At 70.0% G+C, this 22,948-nt stretch carries 19 protein-coding genes and 1 pseudogene; 9 read left to right on the top strand and 11 right to left on the bottom strand.

The features are described from left to right. Window positions 1-16: 16 nt before the first annotated feature. Genes iolD through iolC form a run of 4 tightly spaced genes read right to left on the bottom strand, consistent with a single transcriptional unit; the run spans window position 17 to window position 4,827 of the window. Window positions 17-1,927, bottom strand: a complete 1,911-nt coding sequence (gene iolD / locus ACWCP8_RS17935; protein WP_355994311.1) for a 3D-(3,5/4)-trihydroxycyclohexane-1,2-dione acylhydrolase (decyclizing) — start codon at window positions 1,925-1,927, stop codon at window positions 17-19. Then, window positions 1,924-2,868, bottom strand: a complete 945-nt coding sequence (gene iolB, locus ACWCP8_RS17930; RefSeq protein WP_451116824.1) for a 5-deoxy-glucuronate isomerase — start codon at window positions 2,866-2,868, stop codon at window positions 1,924-1,926. Before iolB ends, iolD begins: the two co-directional genes overlap by 4 nt. Before the next feature lie 31 nt (window positions 2,869-2,899). After that, the gene (locus ACWCP8_RS17925; RefSeq protein ID WP_352262339.1) at window positions 2,900-3,787 is read right to left on the bottom strand and encodes a Cgl0159 family (beta/alpha)8-fold protein; all 888 of its coding nucleotides are present in this window, start codon (window positions 3,785-3,787) and stop codon (window positions 2,900-2,902) included. Beyond that, a complete protein-coding gene (iolC, locus tag ACWCP8_RS17920) occupies window positions 3,784-4,827 on the bottom strand; it encodes a 5-dehydro-2-deoxygluconokinase (RefSeq protein ID WP_352262341.1) in 1,044 nt (347 codons plus the stop codon). The genes ACWCP8_RS17925 and iolC overlap by 4 nt, the downstream gene beginning before the upstream one ends. A 134-nt stretch (window positions 4,828-4,961) precedes the next feature. Between iolC and ACWCP8_RS17915 the strand changes: the two genes are divergently transcribed. From ACWCP8_RS17915 to ACWCP8_RS17905, 3 genes are all read left to right on the top strand, one after another. Beyond that, on the top strand, window positions 4,962-5,912 hold the full coding sequence (locus ACWCP8_RS17915) for a sugar phosphate isomerase/epimerase family protein (protein WP_451116821.1): 951 nt from the start codon (window positions 4,962-4,964) through the stop codon (window positions 5,910-5,912). A gap of 85 nt (window positions 5,913-5,997) precedes the next feature. Next, window positions 5,998-6,381 (top strand): peptidoglycan-binding domain-containing protein, encoded by a 384-nt coding sequence (locus ACWCP8_RS17910; protein WP_352262345.1) that lies wholly within the window; start codon window positions 5,998-6,000, stop codon window positions 6,379-6,381. Window positions 6,382-6,599: 218 nt separating this feature from the next. Further along, the gene (locus tag ACWCP8_RS17905; protein WP_030935124.1) at window positions 6,600-6,797 is read left to right on the top strand and encodes a helix-turn-helix transcriptional regulator; all 198 of its coding nucleotides are present in this window, start codon (window positions 6,600-6,602) and stop codon (window positions 6,795-6,797) included. Window positions 6,798-6,912: 115 nt separating this feature from the next. Here ACWCP8_RS17905 and ACWCP8_RS17900 read toward each other — a convergent pair. Next, window positions 6,913-7,254 (bottom strand): annotated as a pseudogene (locus ACWCP8_RS17900) (zinc-binding dehydrogenase); the annotation flags it as partial. Window positions 7,255-7,446: 192 nt separating this feature from the next. Between ACWCP8_RS17900 and ACWCP8_RS17895 the strand changes: the two are divergent. Then, the gene (locus tag ACWCP8_RS17895) at window positions 7,447-7,755 is read left to right on the top strand and encodes a heavy-metal-associated domain-containing protein (protein WP_451116819.1); all 309 of its coding nucleotides are present in this window, start codon (window positions 7,447-7,449) and stop codon (window positions 7,753-7,755) included. Window positions 7,756-7,902: 147 nt separating this feature from the next. Beyond that, a complete protein-coding gene (locus ACWCP8_RS17890; RefSeq protein WP_451116817.1) occupies window positions 7,903-10,317 on the top strand; it encodes a heavy metal translocating P-type ATPase in 2,415 nt (804 codons plus the stop codon). 524 nt (window positions 10,318-10,841) lie between these two features. Here ACWCP8_RS17890 and ACWCP8_RS17885 read toward each other — a convergent pair. Then, window positions 10,842-12,131: a citrate synthase gene (locus ACWCP8_RS17885; RefSeq protein ID WP_030935925.1), complete on the bottom strand. Its 1,290-nt coding sequence runs from the start codon at window positions 12,129-12,131 to the stop codon at window positions 10,842-10,844. A gap of 197 nt (window positions 12,132-12,328) precedes the next feature. Then, on the bottom strand, window positions 12,329-14,560 hold the full coding sequence (gene recD2, locus ACWCP8_RS17880) for an SF1B family DNA helicase RecD2 (RefSeq protein ID WP_352262350.1): 2,232 nt from the start codon (window positions 14,558-14,560) through the stop codon (window positions 12,329-12,331). 442 nt (window positions 14,561-15,002) lie between these two features. Between recD2 and ACWCP8_RS17875 the strand changes: the two genes are divergently transcribed. Next, window positions 15,003-15,470, top strand: a complete 468-nt coding sequence (locus ACWCP8_RS17875) for a transglycosylase SLT domain-containing protein (protein ID WP_352262352.1) — start codon at window positions 15,003-15,005, stop codon at window positions 15,468-15,470. A 267-nt stretch (window positions 15,471-15,737) separates the two neighbouring features. Here ACWCP8_RS17875 and ACWCP8_RS17870 read toward each other — a convergent pair whose 3' ends face one another. The 3 genes from ACWCP8_RS17870 to ACWCP8_RS17860 are packed head-to-tail and all read right to left on the bottom strand — an operon-like array spanning window position 15,738 to window position 18,858. Next, complete coding sequence (locus ACWCP8_RS17870) at window positions 15,738-16,568, bottom strand: sugar phosphate isomerase/epimerase family protein (protein WP_365536454.1); 831 nt, start codon at window positions 16,566-16,568, stop codon at window positions 15,738-15,740. Next, window positions 16,565-17,710 (bottom strand): dihydrodipicolinate synthase family protein, encoded by a 1,146-nt coding sequence (locus ACWCP8_RS17865; protein ID WP_451116814.1) that lies wholly within the window; start codon window positions 17,708-17,710, stop codon window positions 16,565-16,567. Before ACWCP8_RS17865 ends, ACWCP8_RS17870 begins: the two co-directional genes overlap by 4 nt. Beyond that, window positions 17,707-18,858 (bottom strand): Gfo/Idh/MocA family protein, encoded by a 1,152-nt coding sequence (locus ACWCP8_RS17860; protein ID WP_451116812.1) that lies wholly within the window; start codon window positions 18,856-18,858, stop codon window positions 17,707-17,709. The genes ACWCP8_RS17865 and ACWCP8_RS17860 overlap by 4 nt, the downstream gene beginning before the upstream one ends. Window positions 18,859-18,963: 105 nt before the next feature. Here ACWCP8_RS17860 and ACWCP8_RS17855 point away from each other — a divergent pair, with 105 nt between their 5' ends. Together ACWCP8_RS17855 and ACWCP8_RS17850 are read left to right on the top strand one after the other, a co-directional pair. Continuing rightward, the gene (locus ACWCP8_RS17855; protein ID WP_352262359.1) at window positions 18,964-20,028 is read left to right on the top strand and encodes a LacI family DNA-binding transcriptional regulator; all 1,065 of its coding nucleotides are present in this window, start codon (window positions 18,964-18,966) and stop codon (window positions 20,026-20,028) included. Between the two features lie 119 nt (window positions 20,029-20,147). Continuing rightward, window positions 20,148-20,936, top strand: a complete 789-nt coding sequence (locus ACWCP8_RS17850) for a sugar phosphate isomerase/epimerase family protein (RefSeq protein ID WP_352262361.1) — start codon at window positions 20,148-20,150, stop codon at window positions 20,934-20,936. A gap of 10 nt (window positions 20,937-20,946) precedes the next feature. Here the strand turns inward: ACWCP8_RS17850 and ACWCP8_RS17845 are convergent, their stop codons facing one another. Next, the gene (locus ACWCP8_RS17845) at window positions 20,947-21,855 is read right to left on the bottom strand and encodes an EamA family transporter (RefSeq protein WP_451116809.1); all 909 of its coding nucleotides are present in this window, start codon (window positions 21,853-21,855) and stop codon (window positions 20,947-20,949) included. Window positions 21,856-21,955: 100 nt separating this feature from the next. Here ACWCP8_RS17845 and ACWCP8_RS17840 point away from each other — a divergent pair, with 100 nt between their 5' ends. Then, window positions 21,956-22,870, top strand: coding sequence for a LysR family transcriptional regulator (locus ACWCP8_RS17840; protein WP_352262365.1), 915 nt, complete (start codon window positions 21,956-21,958; stop codon window positions 22,868-22,870). Window positions 22,871-22,948: the final 78 nt, after the last annotated feature.

The raw sequence follows: 22,948 nt of genomic DNA, 5'->3' as shown, positions 1-22,948 counted from the left end.
GTACTCCTTCAGGCCTTCAGAGGTGGCGGCGTCGGGCTGCGACTTGCCGGTCGTAGTCTTCCCGGGCTTTGACCGCCGACGGGCGGGTGGCCGTTTCGGCTACAGGAACATCCCACCACGCCTGCGCCGGAGGGGGGCCCGACACTGTGTCTGCCGTTTCGGTCTCGACGTAGACACAAGTGGGGCGGTCCGAGGTCCGCGCAGCGGTGAGGGCTTCGCGCAGGTCACGCACGGTCTTGGCACGCAGCACCCGCATGCCGAGAGAGCCGGCGTTGGCCGCGAGATCGACGGGCAGCGGGGGGCCGGTGAAGCTGCCGTCGGCGGCGCGCTGCCGGTAGGCGGTACCGAAGCGTTCGGCGCCGACCGACTCGGAGAGTCCGCCGATCGAGGCGTAGCCGTGGTTCTGCAGGACGACGACCTTGACCGGCAGGTTCTCCTGCACGGCGGTGACGATCTCGGTGGGGTTCATGAGGTAGGTGCCGTCGCCGACGAGCGCCCAGACGGGCCGGCCGGGTGCGGCCAGCTGTACGCCGATCGCGGCCGGGATCTCGTATCCCATGCAGGAGTAGCCGTACTCGACGTGGTACTGGCTGCGGGAGCGGGTCCGCCACAGCTGGTGCAGGTCGCCGGGGAGCGAGCCCGCCGCGTTGATCAGGATGTCGTCGTCGTCGACCAGGGCGTCGAGCAGACCGAGGACCTGGGCCTGGGTGGGCCGCGCAGCCGGGTCGTCCGCGGCGAACGCCGTGTCGACGCGCTGCTCCCAGCGCTCCTTGGCGTCGGTGTACTCGGTCTCGTAGACCGGGTCGACGCGGTAGTTGCGCTGGTTCAGGGCCTCGGTCAGCGCTTCGAGGGCGGTGCGGGCATCGGCGACGAGCGGCAGCGCGGCGAGCTTGTGGGCGTCGAATCCGGTGATGTTGAGGTTGAGGAAGCGGACCGCCGGGTTCGAGAAGAGGGTGGCGGAGGCGGTGGTGAAGTCGGAGTAGCGGGTGCCGATGCCGATGATCAGGTCGGCGCTACGGGCCAGTTCGTCGGCGGTCGCGGTGCCGGTGTGGCCGATGCCGCCGACGTCGGCGGGGTGGTCGTGGCGCAGCGAACCCTTGCCGGACTGGGTGGAGGCGACGGGGATCCGGGTGGCGGCGGCCAGTGCGGCGAGGGTCTCCTCGGCGGCGCTGTGATGGACCCCGCCGCCTGCGACGATCAGCGGCCGGCGGGCGGTGCGCACGGCCCGTACCGCCCGTTCCAGTTCGTGGGCGTCGGGTGCGGGGCGGCGTACGTACCAGACGCGCTCGGCGAAGAACTCCTCCGGCCAGTCGTACGCCTCCGCCTGCACGTCCTGCGGCAGCGCGAGTGTGACGGCGCCGGTCTCCGCCGGGTCCGCGAGGGTCCGCATGGCCTGCAGGGCGGCCGGAACGAGCGCTTCGGGGCGGGTGATCCGGTCGAAGTAGCGGGAGACGGGGCGCAGGCAGTCGTTGACGGAGAGGTCGCCCGCGGACGGGACTTCGAGCTGCTGGAGCACGGGGTCGGCGGGGCGGGTCGCGAAGATGTCGCCGGGGAGGAGGAGGACGGGGAGGTGGTTGATGGTGGCGAGGGCGGCGCCGGTGACGAGGTTGGTGGCGCCGGGGCCGATGGAGGTGGTGACGGCGTGCGCGGAGAGGCGGCCGGACTGGCGGGCGTAGCCGACGGCGGCGTGCACCATGGCCTGCTCGTTGCGGCCCTGGAGGTAGGGCATGGCGGGCCGGGCGGATACGGAACCGGGCGCGGCGGCCCCCGTCTCCAGGAGCGCCTGGCCGATTCCGGCGACGTTGCCGTGGCCGAAGATGCCCCAGGTGGCGCTGATCAGACGCTGCCGCCGGCCGTCGCGCTCGGTGTACTGGCGGGCGAGGAAGGACACCAGGGCCTGGGCGGTGGTGAGCCTGCGGGTGCTCATCGAGGTGCCTCCTGACCGGAGAGTCCGGACGTTCCGGGGAGTCCGTGGAGCGGCAGCCGGGGGTCGACCGGCTGGGCGGGCCAGGTGTCGCGGATCCAGCCGTGGTCGGGGTGGTCGCTGATCAGCCACTCCCGCTGCTCTCCCGGCCCCGCCATCACATTGAGGTAGTACAGGGTGTGGCCGGGAGCGGCGATGGACGGGCCGTGCCAGCCGTCGGGGATCAGCACGGCGTCGCCGCTGCGGACTTCGGCGAGGACGTCCGTACCGCCGGGCCGGGACGGGGACACGCGGTGGTAGCCGAGGCCGGGCCTGCCCCGGTTCTCCTCGATCTCGAAGTAGTAGATCTCTTCGAGGACGGACTCGGCGCCGGGGCGGTACTCGTCGTGCTTGTGCGGCGGGTACGAGGACCAGTTGCCGCCGGGGGTGAGGACCTCGACGGCGATCAGCCGGTCGCAGTCGAATGTGTCGGCAGCGGCGAAGTTGTTGACCTGGCGCGAGCAGTTCCCGGCGCCGCGCAGCTCGACGGGTACCTCCGGCGCGGGGCCGTAGCGAGCGGGGAGTCGTCGCTCGCACTTCGCTCCTGCCAGGGCGAAGCGGCCTCCGGCGCCGGAGGAGATCTGGGCATGGGCGTCACGCGGTACGTACACGAAGTCGGAGACCCCGCTGAACACGCTTTCCCGGCCCAGCAGTTCAAAGATCTCACCTGAGGTGTGCACCGTACAGCCACCGGTCAACGGCAGGATGATCCATTCACTCTCCCCGGTGACCAGCGTGTGAACACCACCCGGTCGCAGCTCCACCACGCGCAGGCTCGACCGGTCCCAGCCGGCCCGCTTCGGGTCGATGTCCAGGGCATACGGTCCGTCGGCCGCGCTGCCGGCGGGCAGATGCCGCTCGTACGACGGCCGGTCGCGTACGCGTTCGTCGTTGTCCGTAGTCATGCCCTCTCCCATACCCGTCCCTGCCCTCTCGCTACAGCAACGCCACGGCTGTGTCGACAGCTCCGGCCACATCTCCGTCGACCGGATAGAGCAACGACCGCCCGACCACCAGTCCTTGGACGGTGGGGAGTCGGAGCGCCCTGCGCCATTTCTCGTACGCACCCTCCTGGTCGCCGCCCACCTCGCCGCCCAGCAGCACGGCAGGCAGCGTCGATGTCTCCATCACGCGCGCCATGTCGTCGGGGTTCTCGGTGACGGGGACCTTGAGCCAGGTGTACGCGGAGGTGCCGGCCAGCCCCGAGGCGATGGCGATCGACGTGGTCACCGCCGCCGCACCGAGATCGTTGCGGACCTTGCCGTCGACACGGCGGCAGAGGAACGGCTCGACGAAGACCGGCAGCCGGTGCGCGGCCATGGCGTCGATCGCGCGGGCGGTGGCATGCATCGTGTCGAGGGAACCGGGGTCGTCGTAGTCGATACGGAGCAGCAGCTTGCCCGCGTCGAAGCCGAGCCGGGCGAGGTCGTCGGGCCGGTGGCCGGTGAAGCGGTCGTCGAGTTCGAAGGAGGCGCCCGCGAGTCCGCCGCGGTTCATCGAGCCGACGACGACCTTGCTCTCCAACGCGCCGAGAAGCAGCAGGTCGTCGAGGATGTCGGCGGTGGCGAGGACGCCGTCGACGCCGGGGCGGGAGAGGGCGAGGCAGAGCCGCTCCAGGAGCTCGAACCGGTTGGCCATGGCCAGTTCGCGCTCCCCGACGGCGAAGGAGCCGCGGGCCGGGTGGTCCGCCGCGATGATCATCAGGCGGCCGCTGTCGCCGACGAGGGGCCGCCTTCGGCGCCGGGCGGCGGCCTCGGTGACGGCCTCGGGGTGGCGCACTCGCAGCCGGACGAGGTCGGAGACGGAGGAGGCCGCGGGCGTCATGAACCCGCCCCGGGTTCACCGGCGGTGACGGCGCCCCGGACGAGCGCCTCTTCCACCTCGTACGGGAACGGCATGGCCGGCGAACAGGCGAGCCGGGACGCGACGATGGCACCGGCGGCGTTGGCGTACCGCATGACGCGCTCGGTCTCCCAGCCGGCGAGCAGTCCGTGACAGAGCGCACCGCCGAACGCGTCTCCGGCGCCGAGACCGTTGACGACCTCGACGGGCAGGGGCGGGACGTCGGCGACGGTGCCGTCGCGGTGGACGGCGAGGACGCCCTTGGGACCCTGCTTGACGACGGCGAGTTCGACCCCGGCGGCGAGCAGGGCGCGGGCCGCCGTGTACGGCTCGCGTTCCCCGGTGGCGATCTCGCACTCGTCGAGATTGCCGACAGCGACGGTGGCGTGCGCAAGGGCCTCGCGGTAGCGGGCGGAGGCGGTGGGGTGGACGGGGTGGTCCGCGCCGGGGTCGTCGGTCCAGAACATCGGGCGCCAGTCCAGGTCGAAGACCGTGAGGGGTCCGGGGCCGGGCCCCTGCTCGGCGCGTGACCGCTCCCGGGCCTCGCTCCGGGCGCGCAGCGCCACCAGCGTGGCCGTGCGGCTCGGTTCCGCGCACAGGCCGGTGCCCGTCATCCAGAAGACCCGGGCCGCGCGGATCGCGTCGAGGTCGAGTTCCGCTTCGTGGATCTCCAGGTCGGGCGCCTTGGGCTGCCGGTAGAAGTAGAGCGGGAAGTCGTCCGGCGGGAAGATCTCACAGAAGGTCACCGGGGTCGGATAGGCGTCGACGGACGTCACCCACCGGTCGTCCACTCCGAACTCCCGCAGCTGCTGGTGGAGATAGTCCCCGAACGCGTCCCGGCCGGTGCGCGTCACCACCGCCGTCCGTCTGCCGAGCCGGGCCGCCGCGACGGCCACATTGGTCGGTGAGCCGCCGAGAAACTTTCCGAATGTGTCGACCTGAGCCAGCGGCAGACCGGTCTGGAGCGGGTAGAGATCCACCCCGATCCGCCCCATGGTGATCACGTCGTACATCTCAGGCATACGCGTCCCTTCGACCGGCGACCGGAGCGGCTGCCCCCAGGTCTAGCCCTCTCTCCGGAACCCTGTCAACATTTTGTCCGGACATAAGGACGAAGCCTTGACACCCGTCTCCCGAGGCCGGGAGTGTGGGCGATATGACCTCTTCAGCATCGGCTCCGGCCCGCATCCGTATCGGCTCGGCACCCGACTCCTGGGGGGTCTGGTTCCCCGACGATCCGCAGCAGGTGCCGTGGCACCGCTTCCTCGACGAGGTCTCCGAGGCCGGTTACGAGTGGATCGAGCTGGGCCCCTACGGCTACCTTCCGACCGACCCGGCCCGCCTCGCGGACGAGACCCGACGCCGCGGTCTCACCGTCTCGGCAGGCACCGTTTTTACCGGATTGCACCATGGACCGGCCGTCTGGGACCGGACCTGGGCGCATGTCGCCGACATCGCGGCGCTCACCCGGGCGATGGGCGCCGAACACCTGGTGGTCATCCCGTCGTTCTGGCGCGACGACAAGACCGGTGAGGTTCTGGAGGACCGCACGCTCACCTCGGAGCAGTGGCGCGACCTCACCACCCAGACGGAGCGGCTGGGCCGCGAGGTGCGGGACCGGTACGGGCTGCGTATCGTCGTCCACCCTCATGCGGACACCCATGTCGACAGCGAGGAGAACGTCAGCCGGTTCCTCGACGCCACGGACCCCGACCTGGTCTCGCTCTGTCTCGACACCGGTCACTACGCCTACTGCGGCGGGGACAGCGTCAAACTGATCGAGACCTTCGGCGAGCGGATCGGCTATCTGCACCTCAAGCAGGTCGACCCGGAGATCCTGGCCCAAGTCGTGACGGACGAGGTGCCGTTCGGGCCCGCCGTGGCGCGCGGGGTGATGTGCGAACCACCGAACGGCGTACCCGCCCTGGGGCCCGTGCTCGACGCCGCCCGCCGGCTGGACGTCGACCTGTTCGCGATCGTCGAGCAGGACATGTATCCGTGCCCGCCCGAAAAGCCCCTGCCGATCGCCCGCCGCACCCGAGACTTCCTCCGCTCGTGCGGCACCCCGGTGCGGGCACCCGACACGCCGAACCGCCCGGGGAAGTGACGTGGGGGCGGATTGCGGTGTTGTTCTCGGCGAGAAGCGGGTGCGGCCCCACCGCACCCCTCGACCGAACAAGGAGCAACTCACCGTGGTCCGAAAAGCGTTCCGCACCCCCAGGACTGCCGGGGCCTCGGCCCTGGCCGCACTCGCCCTGGCTGCCGCCCTCGTCGCAGCCCCGGCCGCCTCGGCCACCGACCACGAACCGGCACCGCCGCTCGCACCGCCCGGCGCCGGCGCGGTCTGCGCGTTCTACTTCGGCAACGAGCCGACCTTCTACGGCGATCAGGGCGACCGGGTCTCGGAGGTGCAGTGCCTGCTGGCCAACCGCCGCTATCTGCCGTGGAGTGAGGTCAACGGCACCTTCGGACCGACGACGCTCGCAGCTGTCCAACGCTTCCAGGCGGACCACCCGCCGCTCATTCCGAGCGGCCTGGTCGGATCGCTGACTTGGTCGGCACTCTGGAACGCATAGCCGAATTCGACCCCAATGCACGCCTTCTGCCACAGATATCACCCTCTCGTCACAGATGTCTCCGTTACGCGGGTCTTCCGTCACAGGCGCTCGACAGCCCCTCTCCGCCGCTCACTCGGCGTCGTTCACCGAACACAGGCCGAGTGATCGTCGGCGTGCGCACCGCGGCTCCCCCGACGGCCCCCCGGCTGCCGCTGCGGTGCAGAGAGGTGTCACTTATGACGGACAGAAGGCTCTGGTCCTACAAGGACATTGCAGCGCACATCCGGGTGCAGCCGGACACCGTCCGCTCGTACCGCAAACATGGGCTGCTTCCCGCGCCGGACCATGTGGAGGGCGGTAAGCCCTACTGGTACGCGGACACCGTCCGCGCCTGGGTCGCGTCGCGCCCGGGCAACCGGGGCCGCAGGGACTGACACCTCGTCCCTTGTCGCTCCGTTACCGTTCCGGCCCCGTCCGGCGATCGGCCTCCGGAATCCGCCGACGCCGTACGGGGCCTCCGTCTTCGCCGGGCCCTGGCAGCCGCGACCACTTCGCCGGTTCGATGATCGTCACCCCTGCCCCGGGGGCCGTTCCCATCGCGGCGAGCGCCGCCGGGGCCGCGTCCAGCACGATGGTGGAGGTCACCAGCAGGTCCGGGCGCAGGTTGCCGGCCCGCACCATGTCCATCATCGGCGGGTAGTCGTGCGCGGCCATTCCATGGCTGCCGAAGATCTCCAACTCCCGGCCTGTCACCTGCGACATGGGGACGACGGGGCCACCGGCCGCCGTGGGCAGCAGACCCACCTGCACATGGCGGCCCTGCCACCGCAGACTCCGGACCGAGGCGGCGCAGGTGACCGGGGAGCCCAGCGCGTCGATCTTGTGGCGCGCCCGTCGCACCGAAGCCGGTCGGCGACGCCGCCCGCCGGATTCCGCCGGATGGCCGACGACACTCGCCCGAAAACGCACCCCACCTGGCATTCATACCCCCTAGGGGTATAAAGTATGAGTGTTGGGGCGCACCAGCATTCCCGGGAGCCCCTGGCGTCACACCGAGACGTACGCGTCGAAGAGGAGAACACCATGACCGCCGAGATCCAGCTCACCCAGGCCACCGGCTCCTGCTGCTCGCCGAGCGGCTCCTGCCACGACGGCGCGGACGCCGCGGCCACGACGGGCGGGGTCACCACCGTCTACCAGGTGACCGGCATGACCTGCGGCCACTGCGAAGGCGCCGTCTCCGAGGAGATCTCCGGCATCGAGGGCGTCACCTCGGTGAAGGCCGTGGCCGCCACCGGCCAGGTGACCGTGGTCTCCGAGTCACCGCTGACCGAGGACACCGTGCGCGCCGCAGTCGACGAGGCGGGTTACGAGCTCGTCGACCAGGCCTGAATACCGTCCCGGCCCACCTGAACACTCCTGCGCAGACCCGCGCAACTCCGCATCATTCGCACCACCCGCACCACCCTTTACCACCGGGCCGGACCGACCAGCACATACTGGCTGGAACGGCCCGGTCGGCATTTCAGGAGTTCGGACATGTACAGCGCAACAGAGGCCGAGGCCCCGACAGCCGCGAGTTCGGAGGCCGAGCTCGCGATCGGCGGGATGACCTGCGCCTCGTGCGCGGCCCGCATCGAGAAGAAGCTCAACCGGATGGACGGCGTCACCGCCACCGTCAACTACGCGACCGAGAAGGCCCGCGTCGAGTTCGGTGCCGGGACCCGGCTCGATGACGTGATCGCCACTGTCGAGAGGACCGGCTACACGGCGCAGCCGCTGCAGCGGCCCGCACCGACGCCGCCCACCTCGCCCGTCTCGCCCGTACCGCCACCCGCGACCGAGCGGACGGCTCCGGTCGACGACACGAACCCCACCGAAAAGGCTGTCAGCGAAGCCGCAGGCACCGAGGACACGGTGGACGCCACACCCCCCGCACGCCCCACAGACACCGCGGACGCCGTGGACACCGGCGCCGCCGACGCCCTCGCCGCCCTGCGTCAGCGCCTCGTCGTCTCGGCCGTCCTCGCCGCCCCCGTCGTCCTCCTGGCCATGGTCCCCGCCTTCCAGTTCGACAACTGGCAGTGGCTCTCCCTCACTCTCGCCGCCCCCGTGGTCGTCTGGGGCGGCCTGCCCTTCCACCGCGCCAGCTGGACCAATCTCCGGCACGGCGCGGCCACCATGGACACCCTGGTCTCGATCGGCACCCTCGCCGCCTTCGGCTGGTCGCTCTGGGCGCTGTTCTTCGGCGACGCCGGCATGACCGGCATGCGGCACGGTTTCGACTTCACCGTCTCGCGCGCCGAGGGCTCCTCCACGATCTATCTGGAGGTCGCCGCCGGGGTCATCACCTTCATCCTGCTGGGCCGCTATCTGGAGGCGAAGTCCAAGCGGAAGGCCGGTTCCGCCCTCCGCGCTCTGATGCATCTCGGCGCCAAGGACGTCTCCGTCCTCCAGGGCGGCACGGAGGTGCGTATCCCTGTCGACCGGCTGACCGTCGGCGACCGTTTCGTCGTCCGTCCCGGCGAGAAGATCGCAACCGACGGCGCCGTCACCGAGGGCGCCTCGGCCGTGGACGCGTCCATGCTCACCGGCGAGTCCGTCCCGGTCGATGTGAACGTCGGGGACGCCGTCACCGGCGCCACCGTCAATGTCTCGGGCCGTCTCGTCGTGCGTGCCACCCGGGTCGGCGCCGACACCCAGCTGGCACGGATGGCCAGGCTCGTCGAGGACGCCCAGAGCGGGAAGGCCGAGGTGCAGCGCCTCGCCGACCGGATCTCGGCGGTCTTCGTCCCGGTCGTCCTGCTGATCGCGCTGGTCACCCTGGTCGTCTGGCTGCTTCTCACGGACGACGTGACGGCCTCGTTCACCGCCGCCGTCGCCGTACTGATCATCGCCTGCCCGTGCGCCCTCGGCCTCGCCACGCCCACCGCCCTCATGGTCGGCACGGGGCGCGGCGCCCAGCTCGGCATCCTGATCAAGGGGCCCGAGGTCCTGGAGACCACACGCCGTATCGACACGATCGTCCTCGACAAGACCGGCACGGTCACGACCGGCCGGATGACACTGCTGGACGTCCACGTCGCGGCGGACACGGCGGACAAGGCGCAGTTGCTGCGGCTGGCCGGCGCCCTGGAGCACGCCTCCGAGCACCCCATCGCCCAGGCGGTCGCCGCCGGCGCCCGCGAGCGGACCGGGGCCGCCCTTCCCGCCGTCCAGGACTTCGCCAACGTCCCGGGACTCGGGGTGCGCGGCACCGTCGACGGACATCAGGTCCTCGTCGGGCGCCCGAAGCTGCTCACCGACGCCGGAATCGGCGTCCCCGAGGCGCTGTCCGCCGCCCTCGCGGACGCTGCGGCCCGGGGTCGTACGGCCATCGCCGTCGCCTGGGACGGTGAGGCGCGCGGCGTCCTCGGGGTCGCCGACGCGATCAAGGAATCCAGCGCGGCGGCAGTGGCCGACCTGCGCGCTCTCGGCCTGCGGCCGGTGCTGCTGACCGGTGACAACCGGGCCGTGGCGGACACCGTGGCCCGTACCGTCTCCATCGACGAGGTCTACGCCGAGGTGCTGCCCGAGGACAAGGTCGATGTCATCAAGCGGCTGCAGGCCGAGGGACGCTCGGTCGCGATGGTCGGCGACGGCGTGAACGACGCTGCCGCCCTCGCCACGGCGGATCTCGGGCTGGCGATGGGTACCGGTACGGACGCCGCGATCGAGGCGAGCGACCTCACCCTCGTTCGTGGAGATCTGAAGGTGGCTGCTGATGCCATCCGGCTCTCCCGGCGGACGCTGGCCACCATCAAGGGCAACCTCTTCTGGGCCTTCGGCTACAACGTACTCGCCCTGCCCCTTGCGGCATTTGGCCTGCTCAACCCTATGATTGCGGGAGCGGCGATGGCGTTCTCATCGGTCTTCGTCGTGACGAACAGCCTGCGGCTGCGCTCCTTCACATGATTTCCACAAAGAGATTTAGATCACATCGGTTTTGGGGTAACCATTCGGCAGGTTCGAGAGTCTTAGAGTGCGATGCCAAGGATGTCTTGGGGGACGTCCAGCGAAGCGTCTTGGGGGACGCTTCAGGCAAGCGTTGGCCGGGGCACGTGCACCGGGGAGCTTTGAGCGGCCCTCCCGTGCGTACGTACCCCGGCGGACCGCCATGAGGAACAGCGGTACAGCGCAGTGGTACGAGGAACACCCAGGAGCTTCGGCTCCCGCAGACGCCCGGCCGGATCCCGTGGGGGGAATCCGCTCCGGGATATGGGAAGCGCCTCGCTGTCGACCCGTGGGGGGATCGATGGCGGGGCGCTTCTCGCACTCTGCACGGTGCTCGCCGGACCACACAGAGCCCGGGACAGGGCTCGCGATTCCGGTCCGGGGCAAGCAAATCGCCCCGGACACCGCGCTCTGTGCGAAGCGCGGTACGCGGGGCGAAGGCAGCCGGCGCCGAGGCCGGGGTGGTACTGGGGGTGCTACAGAGCTCAGCGACCCTCGACCGGGACGAAGTCGCGCAGGACCTCACCGGTGTAGATCTGGCGCGGGCGGCCGATGCGAGAACCCGGCTCCTTGATCATCTCGTGCCACTGGGCGATCCAGCCGGGGAGCCGGCCGAGCGCGAAGAGCACGGTGAACATCTCGGTCGGGAAGCCCATGGCCCGGTAGATCAGACCGGTGTAGAAGTCCACGTTGGGGTAGAGGTTGCGCGAGACGAAGTACTCGTCGGAGAGCGCGTGCTCCTCCAGCTTGAGCGCGATGTCGAGCAGCTCGTCGGACTTGCCGAGCGCGGACAGCACGTCGTGGGCCGCGGCCTTAATAATCTTGGCGCGCGGGTCGAAGGACTTGTAGACGCGGTGGCCGAAGCCCATCAGCCGGACACCGTCCTCCTTGTTCTTCACCTTGCGGATGAAGGAGTCGACATCGCCGCCGTTGGCCTGGATGCCCTCGAGCATCTCCAGCACCGACTGGTTGGCGCCACCGTGCAGCGGGCCCCACAGCGCCGAGATACCGGCGGAGATCGAGGCGAACATGTTCGCCTGCGAGGAGCCGACCAGGCGCACGGTGGAGGTCGAACAGTTCTGCTCGTGGTCCGCGTGCAGAATGAGCAGCTTGTCGAGCGCGGAGACGACGACCGGGTCCAGCTCGTACTCCTGGGCCGGGACCGAGAAGGTCATGCGCAGGAAGTTCTCGACGTACCCGAGGTCGTTACGCGGGTAGACGAAGGGGTGCCCGATCGACTTCTTGTACGCGTACGCGGCGATCGTCGGCAGCTTGGCCAGCAGACGGATCGTCGAGAGGTGACGCTGCTCCTCGTCGAACGGGTTGTGGCTGTCCTGGTAGAACGTGGACAGCGCGCTGACGACCGAGGACAGCATGGCCATCGGGTGGGCGTCGCGCGGGAAGCCGTCGAAGAACCGCTTGACGTCCTCGTGCAGCAGCGTGTGCTGGGTGATCTCGTTCTTGAAGGTCGACAGCTCGTCGACCTTGGGAAGCTCACCGTTGATGAGCGTGTACGCGACCTCGAGGAACGACGAGTGCTCGGCGAGCTGCTCGATGGGATAGCCGCGGTACCGCAGGATGCCCTGCTCACCGTCGAGGTAGGTGATGGCGGATTTATATGCGGCGGTGTTGCCGTATCCGCTGTCCAGCGTCACCAGGCCGGTATTTGCACGGAGCTTCCCGATGTCGAAGCCCTTGTCGCCGACGGTGCTGTCGATCACCGGGTAGGTGTACTCGTCATCGCCGTACCGCAGTACTACAGAGTTGTCGCTCACGTCATCCCTCACCGACGTAGTGCCTCTTCTTCGAGGTTCCCTGACTGTCTCCACCCTCCCCCATTTGGCTCAGGAGAGTGCACTCGGGGTCGTCCATTGGACCTACTCACGGCACTCAGTGCCGCGAACTTACTCATCCTGCCCCCTTGACTCCGGTTCCGGAAGGCCTCCGTGATGTTTCCCACCGATTTGATCGATCATTTTTCCGGGGATCCTCCGCCGGACCCTCCGCGCAGCCGGTAATCCAACGCCGTACAGCGTCTGCCTGCGGAAACTGTCCGGACCGCCTGGCCGATCGCCTGCCGTGAGCCGACCAGCACGACGAGCTTCTTGGCCCTCGTCACGGCCGTGTACAGCAGGTTTCGCTGGAGCATCATCCAGGCGCTCTTGGTGACGGGGACGACGACGGCCGGGTATTCGCTGCCCTGGGAACGGTGGATCGTCATGGCGTACGCGTGGGCCAGCTCGTCCAGCTCGTCGAAGTCGTACGGGATCTCCTCGTCCTCGTCCGTGAGGACCGTCAGTTTCTGCTCGTCCAGGTCGAGCGAACTGACGACCCCGACCGTGCCGTTGAAGACGCCGTTCTCCCCCTTGTCGTAGTTGTTTCTGATCTGGGTCACCTTGTCGCCTACGCGGAAGACCCGGCCGCCGAACCGCTTCTCGGGCAGGTCGGGGCGGCCCGGGGTGATGACCTGTTGCAGCAGGCCGTTGAGGTGGCCGGCACCGGCCGGGCCGCGGTGCATGGGGGCGAGGACCTGCACGTCACGCCTGGGATCGAGGCCGAATCTGGCCGGGATACGGCGGGCCGCGACGTCCACCGCGAGCACACCGGCCTCCTCCGTCTCGTCCTCGACGAAGAGGAAGAAGTCATCGAGACCCTGAGTGAGGGGCGGCACTCCGGAGTTGATCCGGTGCGCGTTGGTGACGACGCCGGACTTCTGGGCCTGGCGGAAGATCGTCGTCAGCCGGACCGCCGGGACGGGGCCGCCCTCGGCGAGCAGATCGCGCAGCACCTCACCCGCGCCGACCGACGGCAGCTGGTCGACGTCCCCGACGAGCAGCAGATGGGCACCGGGTGCCACGGCCTTCAGAAGCTTGTTGGCCAGCAGCAGATCGAGCATCGACGCCTCGTCGACGACGACCAGATCGGCGTCCAGCGGACGGTCCCGGTCGTACGCCGCGTCCCCGCCCGGCTTGAGCTCCAGCAGCCGGTGCACGGTGGACGCCTCGGCCCCGGTCAGCTCGGACAGCCGTTTCGCCGCCCGCCCGGTCGGCGCGGCCAGAACCACCTTTGCGCGTTTGGCACGGGCCAGCTCGACGATGGAGCGAACGGTGAACGACTTCCCGCAGCCGGGTCCGCCGGTCAGCACGGCCACCTTCCGGCTGAGCGCGAGCCTGACGGCGGCCTCCTGCTCGGGGGCGAGCGTCGCCCCGGTACGGCCCGCCAGCCACGTCAGCGCCTTGCCCCAGTCCACGTCCTGGAAGGCGGGCATCCGGTCCTCGGGCGTCCGCAGCAGCCGCTGCACCTGGGCGGCGAGGGCGACCTCGGCACGGTGAAACGGGACGAGGTAGATGGCGGTGATCGGCTCGCCGCCCTCGGGCGACGGCACCTTCTCCCGTACAACCCCCTCCGGATCCTCGGCCAGTTCGGCGAGGCACTCGATGACCAGCCCCGTGTCGACCTGGAGCAGCTTGACCGCGTCGGCGATCAGCCGCTCCTCCGGGAGGAAACAGTGGCCCTGGTCGGTGGATTGCGACAGCGCGTACTGCAGACCGGCCTTGACCCGCTCCGGGCTGTCGTGCGGGATACCGACCGCCTGCGCGATCTTGTCGGCGGTGAGGAAGCCGATGCCCCAGACGTCTGCGGCCAGCCGGTAGGGCTGGTTCTTGACGACGGAGATCGACGCGTCCTCGTACTTCTTGTAGATACGGACGGCGATGGACGTCGAGACACCGACCCCCTGGAGGAAGACCATGACCTCCTTGATCGCCTTCTGTTCCTCCCAGGCGGCGGCGATCATCTTCGTCCGCTTCGGCCCGAGCCCGGGGACCTCGACGAGCCGCTTCGGCTGCTGCTCGATGATGTCGAGCGTGTCGACGCCGAAGTGGGTGGTGATCCGGTCGGCCATCACCGGACCGATGCCCTTGATCAGTCCTGAGCCGAGATAGCGGCGGATGCCCTGGATCGTGGCGGGCAGCACGGTCGTGTAGTTCTCCACCGTGAACTGCTTGCCGTACTGGGAGTGCGAACCCCAGCGCCCCTCCATCCGCAGTGACTCCCCGACCTGCGCGCCGAGCAGCGAGCCGACCACCGTGAGGAGATCACCGCCGCCCCGACCCGTGTCGACGCGGGCGACCGTGTACCCGTTCTCCTCGTTGGCATAGGTGATCCGCTCCAGGACCCCTTCGAGGACGGCCATGTTGGACATGAGCCGACGGTATCGGGCGCCACCGACACTCCACACACGCAGTCACCGACTTCGGGCCCCTCCCCGCGCCGCCAGTCGCGCGCCCCTGCGTCCCGCCGCGCGCTCCCCCGGTCACTCCGAATAGGCCGACCGACTTTCATTACGCCCCGTTTCCATTCATTACACGGGGCGAATAGCGGGGTTTCTTTGTGTGGTTCAGGGGCGATATATCAATGTCCGTTTTAGGTCGATTTGACACTTCTGTCGTGTGACGTGAGCGATATGACGCGCGTCACCATGATGCGACTTAGTAGGACAAAGAGCCCGATCCATGGCCTGTTTGCGGCAATTTTGTCCACTGTTGCCCGATCCCTGTACGTATTCCGATAGTAAGGAGGGTCATTGACCGGAAGTTTGAAATCGCTTAACAATTCTTGGCATCCCCACGGGAGAGGTAATTCCGATGCAGATCTCCGCGATGTCCAAGAAGTTCGCTCACATGACCCAGATCAAGAAGATCACGCTGGGCATGGTCACCGCCGGTACCGCGATCGCGGCCTGCACCGTCGCCGGCGCTCCGGCCGCCTCGGCCGCCACCCCCACCCAGTCCACCGGCAGCGTCAGCACCTGGATCAACCAGTCGCTGGAGATCATGCGCGCCAAGGGCATCCCGGGCTCGTACAACGGCATCTACCGCAACCTGATGCGCGAGTCGAGCGGCAACCCGAACGCCATCAACAACTGGGACTCCAACGCCGCCAAGGGCATCCCGTCCAAGGGCCTGCTCCAGGTCATCGACCCGACCTTCAAGGCGTACCACGTCTCCGGCACCTCGTGGAACATCTACGACCCGGTCGCCAACATCACCGCCGCCTGCAACTACGCGGCCCACCGCTACGGCTCGATAGACAACGTCAACTCGGCCTACTGATCAGTCGGCGCCGAAGCCGGTCTCGACGGCTACCGAACCGGCTCGGTCCAGGTCGGCCGGTTGCAGGAGACGAACGAAACAGGCCCGGTAAGGCGAAATGGGGCCCGGTCGAAGACCGGGCCCCTCTCGCTTTCCCCCACCCTCATCAGGGCTTCCCGATCCCCCCGGATCCCTCCCGGAAGCGCCCGACGCAAGATACGACCCGACAGGCCACCAAAGGGTTGCACGCCTTTGCGATCTCTTTGCCCGGTTGCCTCGCACCCGCTCTCAGCAGGCGTGCTCGACGTACCGGGCCGCGACCTCCGCGAGAACTTCGGCGCCGTCCCGCGCCCACAGACCCTCGTTGAAGATCTCCACCTCGATCGGACCGGTGAAGCCGGTGGCCTCGACCATCTCGCGGAATGCGCGGAAGTCGACGCTTCCGTCGCCGAGTTGGCCCCGTCCGACCAGTACGCCCGCCGGGAGCGGGGTGATCCAGTCCGCCAGCTGGAACGAGTGGATACGGCCGCCCGCACCGGCCCGGGCGATCTGTGCGGCCGCCTGGTCGTCCCACCAGATGTGGTACGTGTCGACGACCACGCCGACCTGCTCCGCCGGGAAGCGCTCGGCGATGTCCAGGGCCTGGGACAGGGTGGAGACGACGCAACGGTCCGAGGCGAACATCGGGTGCAGCGGTTCGATCGCCAGACGGACGCCTTGCTCCTGCGCGTACGGACCCAGCTCGGCGAGCGCTTCCGCGATGCGTTCGCGGGCGCCGTGGAGGTCGCGGCTGCCCGCCGGGAGGCCGCCGGAGACCAGGACCAGGGTGTCGGTGGACAGGGCCGCCGCCTCGTCGATCGCGGCGCGGTTGTCGTCCAGGGCGCGGGCCCGTTCGGCCGGGTCGAGTGCGGTGAAGAAGCCGCCCCGGCAGAGGCTGGTGACGGAGATCCCGGCGTCGGCAAGGAGTTGGGCGGTGCGCTCGACTCCGTACTCCTGGACAGGGGCCCGCCACAGGCCGACCTTGTCGATGCCCGCCTTGACGCAGCCCTCGGTGAGCTCGGGCAGCGACCACTGCTTGATGGTCTCCTGGTTGATGCTCAGACGCGACAGGTCCGTCACCGGACACCTCCGTTGACCGTGAGCAGGGCGCGCATCCGGGATGCGGCCAGCTCCGGGTCGGGGAACAGGCCCAGCCGGTCGGCGAGTTCGTATGCCTTCGCCAGGTGCGGCAGCGAGCGGGCGGACTGGAGGCCTCCGACCATCGTGAAGTGGTCCTGGTGGCCGGCCAGCCAGGCGAGGAAGACCACGCCCGTCTTGTAGAACCTGGTGGGCGTCCGGAACAGGTGCCGGGACAACTCGACCGTCGGGTCGAGGAGTTCACGGAAGCCCTGGACGTCCCCGGTGTCCAGGACGCGCACCGCGTGGGCGGCCAGCGGACCGAGCGGGTCGAAGATGCCGAGCAGCGCGTGGCTGAAGCCGCGGTCGTCGCCCGCGATCAGCTCGGGGTAGTTGAAGTCGTCGCCGGTGTAGCAGCGCACCCCGCTGGGAAGGCGGCGGCGTACGTCGATCTCGCGCTCGGCGTCGAGGAGCGAGATCTTGATGCCGTCGACCTTGTCCGGGTGTTCCGCGATGACCTTCAGCAACGTGTCGGTGGCGGCGTCGAGATCCGTCGAACCCCAGTAGCCCTCCAGAGCCGGGTCGAACATCGGGCCGAGCCAGTGCAGGACGACCGGCTCCGAGGCCTGGCGCAGCAGGTGTGCGTACGTTTCCAGGTAGTCCTCGGGGCCGTTCGCCGCGGCGGCGAGGGCGCGGGACGCCATCAGGATGGCCTGGGCGCCGCCCTCCTCCACCAGGGCGAGCTGTTCCTCGTACGCGGCCTTCACCTCGGCGAGCGTGGCCGGGCCGGCGGGGAGCTGGTCGGTGCCGACGCCGCAGGCGATCCGGCCGCCGACCGCCTTCGCCTCGGCGGCGGAGCGGCGGATCAGTTCGGCGGCGCCCACCCAGTCCAGGCCCATGCCGCGCTGGGCGGTGTCCATGGCTTCGGCAACGCCGAGGCCGTGCGACCAGAGGTGGCGACGGAAGGCGAGGGTGGCGTCCCAGTCGACGGCGGCGGGGCCGTCGGGGCTGACGTCGGCGTACGGGTCGGCGACGACATGCGCGGCGGAGAAGACCGTACGGGAGGCGAGCGGTGACCCGCCCGGGGCGAGGTCGAGCGGGGTGGTGCGGGGTTCGTACGGGCCGTGCGGGAGGTGGATCGTCACAGCGTCAGCTCCGGTACGTCGAGGCGCCGGCCCTCGGCGGAGGACTTGAGCCCGAGCTCGGCGAGCTGCACGCCGCGGGCGCCGGCCATCAGGTCCCAGGTGTACGGCTCGTCGAGCACGATGTGGCGCAGGAAGAGCTCCCACTGGGCCTTGAAGCCGCTGTCGAAGACGGCGTTGTCGGGGACTTCCTGCCACTGGTCGCGGAACGGCTCGGTGACCGGAAGGTCGGGGTTCCAGACCGGCTTGGGGGTGGCCGAGCGGTGCTGGACGCGGCAGTTGCGGAGCCCGGCGACGGCGGAGCCGTGGGTTCCGTCGACCTGGAACTCGACGAGCTCGTCCCGGTTGACGCGCACGGCCCAGGAGGAGTTGATCTGGGCGACGGCGCCGCTCGCCAGCTGGAAGATGCCGTAGGCGGCGTCGTCGGCGGTGGCGGCGTACGGCTTCCCCCGCTCGTCCCAGCGCTGCGGGATGTGCGTCCGGACGTGCGCCTGGACGGTCTTGACCTGGCCGAACAGCTCGTGGAGCACGTACTCCCAGTGCGGGAACATGTCGACGACGATGCCGCCGCCGTCCTCGGCCCGGTAGTTCCAGGACGGGCGCTGGGCCTCCTGCCAGTCGCCCTCGAAGACCCAGTAGCCGAACTCGCCGCGCACGGAGAGGATCTCGCCGAAGAAGCCGCCGTTGATGAGGCGCTTCAGCTTCAGCAGACCCGGCAGGAAGATCTTGTCCTGGACGACACCGTGCTTTGTCCCGGCGTCGCGGGCGAGGCGGGCCAGCTCCAGGGCGCCCTCGACGTCCGTGGCGGTGGGCTTCTCGGTGTAGATGTGCTTGCCCGCGGCGATCGCCTTCTTGATCGCGTCGACGCGGGCCGAGGTGACCTGGGCGTCGAAGTAGATCTCGATCGACTCGTCAGCGAGGACCGCGTCGAGGTCGGTCGACCACTCGGTCAGACCGTGCCGGTCGGCGAGCTCCTCCAGCGCGTGGGCGCGGCGGCCGACGAGGACGGGTTCGGGCCACAGCACGTCGCCGTCGCCGAGGTCGAGGCCGCCCTGCTCGCGGATCGCGAGGATCGAACGCACCAGGTGCTGCCGGTATCCCATGCGCCCCGTGACGCCGTTCATGGCGATGCGCACTGTCCTGCGTGTCACGAAGTTCCTCCATACAGCCGTAGCAAGCGCTTTCTATGCGGTATGACGCTAGCCTGCCGACAGCGGCCCGGACAAGGGCCCGGTCCAAAACCCTCGGAGGAAGCGATGACAGTCACCCTGGCGGATGTGGCGGCTCGCGCCCGGGTGTCGCCCGCCACCGTTTCCCGCGTGCTCAACGGCAACTACCCGGTCGCGGCGTCCACCCGGGAGCGGGTGCTGCGCGCGGTGGACGACCTCGACTACGTACTGAACGGACCGGCCAGCTCGCTCGCCGCCGCCACGTCCGACCTGGTCGGCATCCTGGTCAACGACATCGCCGACCCGTTCTTCGGAATCATGGCCGGGGCGGCGCAGACCGAGATCGGCGGGCCGGGCGACGGCTCCGGGCGGGCCGGGGGCGAGAAGCTCGCCGTCGTCTGCAACACCGGCGGCTCCCCCGAACGCGAACTCACCTACCTCACCCTGCTCCAGCGCCAGCGCGCCGCAGCCGTCATCCTCACCGGCGGCGCCGTGGAGGACCCGGCGCACCAGGCCGCGATGAACGCGAAGCTGGCGAAACTCGCGGACGCGGGGACCCGGGTGGTGCTGTGCGGGCGGCCCCCGCTGCCGGAGGGCGAGGCGATCGTGGCGGCGCTCGCCTTCGACAACCGGGGCGGTGGCCGGCGCCTCACCGAGCATCTGCTCTCGCTCGGCCACCGGCGGATCGGCTATGTCGCGGGCCCTCTCGAGCGGACGACGACCCGTCACCGGCTGGAAGGTCACCGCGAGGCGATGCAGGATGCCGGGCTGGGCGGCGACGAGGAGCGCCTCACCGTGCACGGCCCGTACGACCGCCGGTCCGGTTACGACGCGACGCTCGAACTCCTGCGCCGTGAACCGGAGATGACGGCGATCGTCGCCGCCAACGACACGGTGGCCCTGGGCGCGAGCGCGGCGATCCGGGACCGCGGCTTCCGCATCCCCGAGGACATCTCCGTGGCAGGCTTCGACGACCTGCCGTTCTCGGTGGACGCGGTCCCGGCCCTGACGACCGTACGGCTGCCGCTGTTCGAGGCGGGGGCACGGGCGGGCCGGCTGGCGATGGGCAAGGAGACACCGCCGCCGGGGGGCATCGCGACGATCGCGGCGGAGCTGATGGTCCGGGGGTCGACGGCGCCGCCGCGGAAGTGACCCGGGCGGTTCCGCCGCCGGGTCGGGGGTACGCGTACTCGTGCCGTGGGCCGATGATGTGCGGGCCGCTGTCCGGTCCGTACGGCGCAGGGGCCTGTACCGACGGAAGGAAAACGCACGTGAAGCTCGCTTTCTCGACCCTCGGAGTGCCGGGGATGCCGGTCGCCGACGTCATCCGGCTCGCCGTCGAGCACGGCTATCAGGGGGTGGAGCTGCGCGCCCACCCCGAGGAGCCGGTGCACCCGGGGCTCACCTCGGCCGAACGCGCCGATGTGGCCGATGAGTTCAAGCGGAGCGGCGTCGAGATCCTGACCGTCGCCGGATACGTCCGGGTCGCCGCCGAGGGGGACGACCAGCCGGTGCTGGACGAGCTCGCCGGCCTGATGGAGCTGGCACGGGACCTCGGCGCGTCGAATGTCCGGGTCTTCCCCGGGGGTGACGGACTGGACCCGGACACGGCCGATGCGAACGCCGCCCGTCGGCTGGGCGCCGCCGCTCCGTACGCCGCCGATCTGGGCGTACGGATCCTCCTGGAGACCCATGACTCGCACCGGGCCGGGGCCGCCGTGGCCCGTGTCGTGGGGACGGTCGGGCACCGGCAGGTCGGTGCGCTGTGGGACATCATGCACACCTGGCTGGCCGGCGAGGAGCCGGTCGCGAGCCATGCGGTTCTCGCCCCGCACCTGGGATACGTACAGGTGAAGGACATCGCGTCGGCGGACGATGTCACTCCGCTGCCCCTCGGCGCCGGGGTGCTGCCGCTCCGGGCATGCCTGGACACCCTGGACCCGGACAGCTGGGTCTGCTGGGAGTACGAGAAGCGCTGGCACCCGGGCGCGGCCGACCTGCCCGGGCTGCTGAGCGCGGGACGCGACCATCTGCTGCGGCTCGGCGCGCCGAAGGAGTAGGTGCCCGGGGTCAGGCACCCGCCGGCTGTGGTTCCGCGGTCTCCGTCGTCGCAGAACGCGGCCGGCGCGTCCCCGCCAGAGATGTCAGCGCCACCCCGCCCACCAGCAGCGCCGCCGCGCACCACCGCAGTGGGCTCACCGACTCGTCGAGCAGCAGCGCCGCCGATGACATCCCGAAGACCGGCACGAGCAGGGTGAACGGTGCCACGGACGACGCCGGGTAGTGACGCAGCAGGAAGCCCCACGCCCCGAAGCCGAAGACCGTCGTGATCCAGGCGACGTACACGATGATGCCGACGCCGCTCCAGTCCAGCGCGGCGAGGGCGTCGGCGTCGCGGTCCCAGCCTTCGAAGAGGAGGGAGAGGCCGAACAGCGGCAGTACAGGCACGGTCGAGACCCACACCATGAAGTTGAGGGAGTCCGGCGGGGCGGCCTTGCGGGTCAGGACGTTGGACACGCCCCAGCAGGCCGCCGCCGCGATCACCAGGCCGAAGGCGAGCACGGGGCCGCTCGCGCCCTCGTCGACCGCCGCCACCCCGATGCCCGCGAGGGCCACCGCAATCCCCAGCACCCTGACCCTGCCCGGTCGCTCGCCGAGCGCCAGCGCCGCGAACAGGGCCGTGAAGACCGCCTGGACCTGTAGCACCAGGGAGGAGAGCCCGGCGGGCATCCCCCGGTCCATGCCGATGAAGAGCAGCCCGAACTTCGCCACTCCGAGGACGAGTCCGACACCCACGATCCACTTCCCGGCGACCTTGGGGCGTCCGACGAAGAACACCGCGGGCAGGGCTGCGACCAGGAAGCGCAGGGCGGAGAAGAGCAACGGCGGGAAGTGGCCGAGACCGACCTCGATGACGACGAAATTGACACCCCAGACGGCAGCCACCATGGCGGCCAGGGCTATGTGAAGGGGACGCATGGACCGAGGATCACCTGCCCGGACCATGTAGCACCAGCGCGGATTTCTTCATGGTGGAATTGAGCATCGCTAATGAATCGGCAAGGTCCGGGAGGTTCCGGTGCTCGATCTGTCCCGACTGCGCGCCCTGCACGCCATCTCCGTCCACGGCTCCGTCGCGGGCGCCGCGGCAGCTCTCGGCTACACCCCGTCGGCGGTCTCCCAGCAGATCACCAAGCTGGAGCGGGAGACCCGCACCACGCTGCTGGAACGGCGCGGTCGCGGTGTCGCGCTCACCGAGGAGGCACTCCATCTCGCCGCCACCGCCCAGCAGTTGCTGGCGATCGTGGAGCGTGCCGAGACGACGCTGGAGGAGCGTCGGGGACTACCCACCGGGCGGCTGTCGATCGGCGCCTTCGCCTCCGCGGCGCGCGGTCTGCTGCCCGCTGTGCTGACCGAGCTGGAGCGGGACCACCCGGCTCTGGACGTCCGGCTGACCGAGGTCGATCCGCATCTGTCCGTCGATCTGGTGGCCAAGGGCGTGATCGACCTGGCGGTCGCGCACGACTGGGACATCGCCCCGCTGCCTGCCCCGGAGGGCGTGGCGCAGGCGGTGATCGGCGACGACCGGTGCGATCTGCTGGTGCCCGAGGGCCACCGGCTCGCCGGGCGGGACGCGGTGCGGCGCGAGGAGCTGGCGAAGGAGCGGTGGATCTGCCAGCCGCCGGGGACGGTCTGCCACGACTGGCTCGTACGGACGCTGCGGGCGGCGGGTTACGAGCCGGACATCCGGCACCAGGCGGAGGAGAACCACACCCAGTTGGCGCTGCTCGCCGCCGGTCTCGGCGTCGCGATGATCCCGCGGCTGGGGCGCGGGCCGCTGCCGGCCGGGGTGGTGGCGGTGCGGCTCGATCCCGTGCCGGTGCGGCGGCTGTACGCGGTGTGGCGGACGGAGGCAGCTCGGCGGCCGGCGATCACGGCGGCGGTGACGGCCCTTCAGGGGCGGGGAGCGAGGGTGGGGCTGGTGCAGGGGTGAGGCCTGTGCGGGGGAAAGGGGCGCAAGGGACGGGGGCGCGAGGAAAAGGGGTGCGCGGGATGCGCCCGCGCCTGTCCT

It is taken from the genome of Streptomyces sp. NPDC002206, from assembly GCF_053593595.1.
Note: the sequence above shows the minus strand (reverse complement) of the source record. Positions and strands in the feature narration are given on the sequence as shown.